Genomic DNA, 7,473 nt, shown 5'->3' on the forward strand with positions numbered 1-7,473 from the left:
AATTCATTCGTGAATTCGTGGCGAAAAAAAACTTTGCGCCTCTGCGCCTTTGCGAGATTAAAAACTTTTACCCTTTTATTTCAAAATCACTCTCCAAACCTTTATCAGAACTTCCTCCAACCATAATTTTAAAAGTACCCTCTTCCACTAAATAATTGCCTTCGTTATCATAAAAACCAAGTTCCTTATCCGTTAAAGTAAAAGTTACGGTTTTTGTTTCTCCTTTTTTCAGGTTTACTAATTCGAAACCTTTTAATTCCTTAATTGGACGAACGATACTGGCATATTCATCATGAATATACAATTGCACCACTTCTTTTCCATCATAATTTCCTGAGTTCGTAACCTCAACTGTTACCTCAACTTTCTCTCCTTTTGCAAAAGCAGTTTTGTTTACTTTCAAATTTTTATACTCGAATTTCGTGTAGCTCAAACCAAAACCAAACGGAAATTGAGGCGTTTTCTCCACATCCATATAATGCGACCAAAACACATTTTTATCACTATCAATTGGTCTTCCGGTACTGTATTTGTTGTAATAAATAGGAACCTGCCCTACGTTTCTGGGAAACGACATTGGCAATTTCCCACTCGGATTATAATCTCCGTATAAAACCTGTGCCACAGCATTTCCGGTTTGTGTTCCCAACTGCCAGGCTTCTACAATAGCAGGAACGTGTTCTGCAGCCCACGGAATAGAAAGCGGGCGACCATTATTTAAAACCAAGACTACATTTGGATTCACCTTATAAATTTCCTCTAACAATTCTTGCTGTAATCCCGGTAAATTAAGATCTGTTCTGCTACGTGCTTCCCCACTTTGAAAACCATATTCTCCTAAAACCAGTACCACAACATCGGCGTTTTTAGCTGCTGTTTTTGCCGCATCAAAACTGCTTTTATCCGTTGTATTGAAAACTGTTTCAGTTAAAAAAGTAGCTTTTTGAGACAACAAATCCACTCCTTTTTCAAAAGTTAATTGGTTGTCTTTATATTGCTGCATTCCTTCTAAAACGGAAACTGCAGTATTATCATTCGCCGCAATTCTCCAACTTCCTAACGGGCTGTTTTTATCATTTGCCAAAGCGCCTATCAAAGCAATTTTTTGTCCGGTTTTTTTTAACGGAAGTAAATTTTTATCATTCTTTAATAATACAATAGATTTCTTTGCCATGTCTAAAACGCCATCATTATTGGCTTTATTTCCAACAGTTGCTTTTTCGCGTTTTTCATCGCAATATCTGTAAGGATCATCAAATAATCCTAATTCAAATTTTACACGTAAAATTCTGCGAACAGCATCATCAACCAAAGCTTCTTTCACCTTTCCTTCTTTTACCAAACCAGTCAATTTTGCAACGTATAAATACGATTCCATATCCATATCAGATCCTGCATTTACTGCTTTTGCAGTTGCATCGGCTTCGTCTTTTGCATAGCCGTGCGCAATCATTTCCTTGATAGAAGCATAATCCGAAATTACGAAACCATCAAACTTCCATTTTCCTTTTAAAATATCTCTTTGCAAAAAGGCATTTCCTGTTGCCGGAACACCATTCAAAGTATTAAATGAATTCATAAACGTACGAACTCCGGCTTGTACAGTTGCTTCAAAAGGAGGCAAAACCGAATTATACAACTTTGAATTACTGATATCTACTATATTATATTCCAATCCCGCCTCAACATAACCGTACGCTGCGAAGTGCTTTGCACAGGCTGCAATTGTATTTACTTTAGCTAAATCAGCGATAGTTTCTCCCTGAAAACCTTTCACTCTCGCAGTTGCTATTTTACTCCCCAAATAAGGATCTTCTCCTGCTCCTTCCATCACACGTCCCCAGCGTGCATCATTCGCCACATCTACATTTGGTCCAAAAGTCCAGTTAATTCCAGACGCCGAAGCTTCATCAGCTGCAATTGCAGCTGACTTTTTAATCGCTTCTAAATCCCAACTTGCCGCCTCTGCCAACGGAATCGGACTTAACGTTTTATAGCCATGTATTACATCAAAACCAATAATTAATGGAATCCCCAAACGAGTTTCTTCCACCGCAATTTTCTGAACAGCGCGAACTTCTTTAACACCACGAACCGTCAACATACTTCCAACCCAGCCTTTTCGCAAATGTTCGTATTTTAATTCGGCAGTTCCGCCTTTTGGAGCCGGTCCTGTAACGTCCCAAAAACCATTGTATTGGTTCATTTGCCCTACTTTTTCTTCCAAAGTCATTAACGGCAAAAGCAAATCGATACGTTCTTCAATGGTTTTCGTTTTATCCAGATACGGCTTTTTTTGTGCATTCATATTTCCAACAGTAAACAGGGCAACAACCCCAATAATTAGTATTTTTTTATTTTTCATAGTGGCTTTTTTTAAGGTGCTAAGGTTGTAAGGGACTGAGGTTCTAAGTTTTTAAAACTTTGCGAGATTATTATAATCTTATCATTCTGAGGAATAACAAAAAATACGCAAAAAATCTAAAGCTTAAAATCTTTGCTCTTGATTCTTTACTCTATTTTCTATGCTCTATTTTCTATATTCTATATTCTATATTCTAAGATCTCACTCCGTAATAAAACAAGAAGCCGGTAAATTCGCTTTATTAAACAAATCAGGCTGTATTGTGTTTCCCCAGGCGAATCTCACTTCCGCCGGATTTGGAACTTTCTTGCTGTTTAAAATCACCTCGTTATTTTTAATTGAAGCTTCTGCAGGATAGAAATTTTCATCGGCTCCAGCCAATTCAAATTGATTGGATGTTTTGTTTTTGAAATACAATCCGTCAGCATAATCGAAAAAAACGACTACTTTGTTTTTTTCAATTTTAATGTCTTTAAAAAGCGGTCCCTTTACCAAATTAGAATTGACTTTATAAGTTTCAGCCAAAGCCAAATTGGCAAGACGAATTCCGACTGATTTTTTGTTTTTGGGATGAATATCAATTGTATCTGAAATATCGCTTGTCAGAACCATTTCGGTTCTCGGAACTTCACTCAGAACTTTTCTTTGAGAGTTTCTAACCGTAACATTCGAGAAGTTGTGGCTACCGGTTTTATAAGGCGCGATCTGAACGAAATAAAAAGGAAATTCGTCCTGCCAGGCTCTTCTCCAGGAAGAGATTAAAGCTGATAATGTTTTGTCGTAAACCAAAGAACCCACATTCGATTCGCCCTGATACCAAAGTGTTCCTGCAATTTTAAATCCAATAAAAGGATAAATCATTGCGTTGTAGGCACGTCCGGGTTGTCTTGGTCCGTATTCTTGTTCGTTTAGTTTTCTGGCGTTTTCTAATAGAAGAGAATCGTTCTGAACGACCTCTTCTGGCATCCAGATTTCCGCCGGAGTTCCTCCCCAATTGGATGAAATTAATCCGATTGGAACATTTTTTAAATCTTCGCGTAAACGTTTAGCAAAAAAGTAACCAATGGCGCTGAAGTTTTTCATGGTTTCCGGAGTCGATTCGGTCCAGTTTCCTAAAAGATTATTCTGCGGTGTCGTCGCGGTTAATTTTGGAACGGTAAAAAAACGAATGTTTGGATTTGCTGCGTTTTTCATTTCTTCTTCGCCGTTGTCGATTCCCCAGCTGGCAGACATTTCCATGTTAGATTGTCCGGCGCAAACCCAAACTTCTCCAATCAGGATATTTTTTAGAATAACTTCATTATAGCCTTTTATAGAAATGGTATAAGGTCCGCCCGCTTCAGGTGTTTTAATGTGAAGTTCCCATTGGTCCTGATTATTGGCAACGACTTTATATTCCTGATTGTTCCAGCCTGAAACCAATTTGATTTCTTCCTTTGGATTGGCCCAACCCCAAATTTTCACTTCAGAATTGCGCTGTAACACCATATTGTCACCAAAAATATTTGGAAGGGAAACGTTTGCCATCATAGTACCGGAAATCATGAGAAAGAAAACAAACTTAAATATATTATTTTTCATTTAACAGCTTTTTTAAAAACGGACCATATTCATCAGCCATTACTTTTTGATCTGCAACGTCCGGATGTCCTAAACAACCTTTTGGTGTCATCGGTTTGAATTTAAAAATCTGAATTTCTTTATGTGTTTTATCTGTTGCAAATGCTTTTTTTATTTTGTTTAGGCAATCTTCAAAAACAACTGCTTTTTCTCCTTTTACCATCGTACTATTTGTGATTACAATTTGTGCTTTTGGATTATGTTCGTAAAGCATTTTTATAAAATTGATATAATTCGAAATGTACTTTTCCTGATTAAAAGGTAAACGTTCTTTTTTGCCATCTCCAACAGAAAAATCATTCGTTCCTAAAGCAATACTGATAATATTGGGCTGAAAAGCAAAATCGTATTTGGGTTTTGAATTGTCTTTCGTCAAATACAAATTTTGATAAACATCCGGCATAATCGCTTCTTCCTTATTCTCATCATTCCAATTGCGATACATTCCGATTCCGGAAACTGAACTTGTCAGATAATCAACATCAATTGCTCTTGAAAGTACCGGTCCATAAGCATAATAACCATTGTGATGATCCATGTATTCTCCTTTATCACAATCAACCGAATCGCTTGCTGCCCCACAGGTTATAGAATCTCCTATAAATTCAATTTTCTTTTTCTTTGCAGATGAAATTGGTGTCAGTTTCGCTGTGGTTCCGGCAAATAAAATAGGACCACTTTGCGCTTCTGTATTTTTATAGACTTCCAGACGATGGACTTTTTTCTTTGAAATAATTTTTACTGGAAAAGATTTCGCTTCTCCTTTTTCAATTCTAATCTTACCAAGATATTGTCCGTCTAAAACCAAAGAAGCATAATTATGATGATCGTCAAGACTTTGAAGTTTAATTGAACATTCATTTCCAATGAAATTAAAAGAAACAGAAGACGCAGTTCCGATTAAAACAACGTTATCATTTTGAAGTTTTTCAATTCGGCCTGCATATAAAAAAGTAGTGTTTTTGTTTTGCGAAATACAAACAGTCGAAATCAACAAAAACAAAATTAAAAATGGCAATTTTCTGATAAACATAATTTATTGGTTAAATAGAAATAGTATTCACAAATATATTTCAAATGAAGTAGACAGAAAGATACTAAAACGTCAAAATGCAATAAAAAAACACCACATAAATACATCAAACTGTTCGTTTTTATTCTTAATTCTTACAAATTAAATTGAAAGCCTTTCTTTGCTAATTAAAAACAAGCTATCTTTATAAATACAACATTCTAAAATATGAAATCAATCTTCTACTTATCCATACTCTCAACCGCCATTTTATGTTCTTGCTTTACTTCAAAAGAGGAACGTAAAACAGAAACAATTCAACTAGAAAAAACGGCAACAAATATCGAACGGGATTCTATTATAAGTTACGCCAGGCAGTATTTAGGAACGCCATATGTTTATGCAGGAAATGATCCTAAAACAGGATTTGACTGTTCCGGTTTTATCAGTTATGTCTACCATCATTTTGATGTCGATTTGCCAAGAAGTTCTGGAAGTTATAAAAATTTAGGCAAAGCCTTAAAACCGGAAGATTTTAAGGTGGGAGATATTTTAGTCTTTTACGGATACAAAGACAATACCATTATCGGCCATCTCGGAATTATCTGTGAAGCCAACGGAATGCAGTCTAAATTTATTCATGCTTCATCCGGAAAAGTAAATAGCGTTACCATTACTTCTCTTGATACAGAACATTATACCAATCGTTTTTATAAGTGTATTGATGTTTTATCGAAATAAGTTTTTTGCCACGAATTACACGAATTATTTTTTCACGCAGATTTAAAGAGATTTAAGCAGATGTGCGCAGATTATTTATTGCGATGAGCTTACAAAAATCTAATTAAATCTGCTTTAATCTGCAAAATCTGCCTGAAAAATCTTTGCGCATTTTTTTACTCCTCTGTCAATAATTTGATCAGGCTTTCATCTCTTTGATATACATCTTTGTAGAAATTTAATTCGCCCTTACGGTCTACCCACGCGGTAAAATAACCGATATAAACAGGTACTTTCTTTTTTAAACTTACCCAATTTTCTTTACCTGCGTGCATTGCTTTATCAATTCTTGCCGGAGTCCAGGTTGGATCTTGTTTTAAAATTTCGATTGCCAATTCTCTTGGTTTACCAACGCGAACGCATCCATGGCTAAAAGCACGGTTTTCTCTTTCGAATAAACTTTTTGCAGGAGTATCGTGTAAATAAATGTTATTTGAATTCGGAAACAAAAACTTCACCAACCCAAGCGAATTGTTTTTTCCTGGTACCTGACGTACTGCACCATTGTTCCACTCCAAATTTTTCTGTGCCAAATAATTTTTGTTTTTCGCCATACCGGGTTTGATTTCTTTGTTGATAATGCTTGTGGGAACATTCCAATACGGACTAAAAACGATATTATTCATCATACCGCTGAAAATAACGGTTTTGGTCATCGCTTTACCAACTACAACTGGCGATACAAAAGCAATTTCATGATCGCGAATCAAATACAATCTAAACTCCGGAATATTAACTTCAATGTATTCCTTCCCCTTTTCCAATTGAGGATCGATCCATCGGCAACGCTCCATATTGGCTATAATGGTTTTGATTCGTTCTGAAACCGGAATATTTAATTCGGCAATGTGTTCTTTTAATATTATATTTTTCGGTGTTAACCCATGGTGTATTTCGTAGTTTTTGATTGCTTTAATCAAAGTTGTATCTACTACATAACTTTTGTCATTTTCTTTAAGCTCGCCGGTAATATAAAGTCTTTCTCTAATTTGCCCAATGGCGTCAACAGAATCTCCAATTTTAAAATTTTTAAAATCTTCGCCAACTTCAACTGTTTTCCAACCTCCTTTTTTCTCTATTTCTCTATATTGATGAAGGGCATCACGAAGTTTGTAATATTGACTGAACATTTTGCTTTTCTTGTCATCACTTATAGTAGCTTTTTCATGAATAGAATCTGAAAAAACCTGATAATTCACCTTTTTTCGGGGTAAAAGCCATTCTAATGATCTGCTTGTTTTTTCGTCTACACCTGAAACTTTCTGAACATAATAGAAATACAAGTTTGAAATCATCAAATCGGTATCGACTTTTGAAAGTTTGTTATCTACAGAAGTTTCAAAAATAGGATTGATTTTTTCGTTGTACGGAAAATTGGCTTTCAAACCTTCTGCTTCTAATCCTTTGTATTTATTAAACAAAGTATTTCCAAATTCGACAACACCTTTATTGTCCAGCCACAATTGAGTTGAATTCTTCTTTTTGTATAAAGCCAAAACTTCATCTTGGAATTTAACCAGCTTTGGATAGGCTTCATAAAATTTTGAAACAGCAACGCTGTCAATATGAAGTTTTAATTCCGGAATCACTTTTTCTGAAGTTTTTTTTAAGTCTTCTTCTTTTTTTTCTGATTTGGAATTACATGAAAAAACTAAAAACAGAATAACAACAACGACAGGCGAATAGAAAATTTTCA

General features: G+C 35.4%; 5 protein-coding genes. 1 reads left to right on the forward strand and 4 read right to left on the reverse strand.

Annotated features, from left to right (window positions below; all coding sequences use genetic code 11):
- Positions 1 to 67: 67 nt before the first annotated feature.
- The 3 genes from bglX to B0A65_RS15645 all read right to left on the reverse strand — a co-directional run bounded on the left by bglX (position 68) and on the right by B0A65_RS15645 (position 5,018).
- A complete protein-coding gene (bglX, locus tag B0A65_RS15635; RefSeq protein WP_074659106.1) occupies positions 68 to 2,365 on the reverse strand; it encodes a beta-glucosidase BglX in 2,298 nt (765 codons plus the stop codon).
- 201 nt (positions 2,366 to 2,566) lie between these two features.
- The gene (locus B0A65_RS15640; protein WP_074659107.1) at positions 2,567 to 3,946 is read right to left on the reverse strand and encodes a sialate O-acetylesterase; all 1,380 of its coding nucleotides are present in this window, start codon (positions 3,944 to 3,946) and stop codon (positions 2,567 to 2,569) included.
- Positions 3,936 to 5,018: an SGNH/GDSL hydrolase family protein gene (locus B0A65_RS15645; protein ID WP_074659108.1), complete on the reverse strand. Its 1,083-nt coding sequence runs from the start codon at positions 5,016 to 5,018 to the stop codon at positions 3,936 to 3,938. The genes B0A65_RS15640 and B0A65_RS15645 overlap by 11 nt, the downstream gene beginning before the upstream one ends.
- A 207-nt stretch (positions 5,019 to 5,225) precedes the next feature.
- Here B0A65_RS15645 and B0A65_RS15650 point away from each other — a divergent pair, with 207 nt between their 5' ends.
- The gene (locus B0A65_RS15650) at positions 5,226 to 5,738 is read left to right on the forward strand and encodes a C40 family peptidase (RefSeq protein WP_074659109.1); all 513 of its coding nucleotides are present in this window, start codon (positions 5,226 to 5,228) and stop codon (positions 5,736 to 5,738) included.
- Positions 5,739 to 5,893: 155 nt separating this feature from the next.
- Here B0A65_RS15650 and B0A65_RS15655 read toward each other — a convergent pair.
- Positions 5,894 to 7,473: L,D-transpeptidase family protein (locus B0A65_RS15655; RefSeq protein WP_242670292.1), on the reverse strand; the 1,580-nt coding region annotated here is incomplete at its 5' end.

It is taken from the genome of Flavobacterium frigidimaris (assembly GCF_002217275.1).
Taxonomy (GTDB): domain Bacteria; phylum Bacteroidota; class Bacteroidia; order Flavobacteriales; family Flavobacteriaceae; genus Flavobacterium; species Flavobacterium aquidurense.

Excerpts from the sequence above, each read along its gene's own strand:
- B0A65_RS15640 (WP_074659107.1), bottom strand. The coding sequence starts at position 3,946 with ATGAAAAATAATATATTTAAGTTTGTTTTCTTTCTCATGATTTCCGGT.
- B0A65_RS15650 (WP_074659109.1), top strand. The coding sequence starts at position 5,226 with ATGAAATCAATCTTCTACTTATCCATACTCTCAACCGCCATTTTATGT.
- bglX (WP_074659106.1), bottom strand. The coding sequence starts at position 2,365 with ATGAAAAATAAAAAAATACTAATTATTGGGGTTGTTGCCCTGTTTACT.
- B0A65_RS15645 (WP_074659108.1), bottom strand. The coding sequence starts at position 5,018 with ATGTTTATCAGAAAATTGCCATTTTTAATTTTGTTTTTGTTGATTTCG.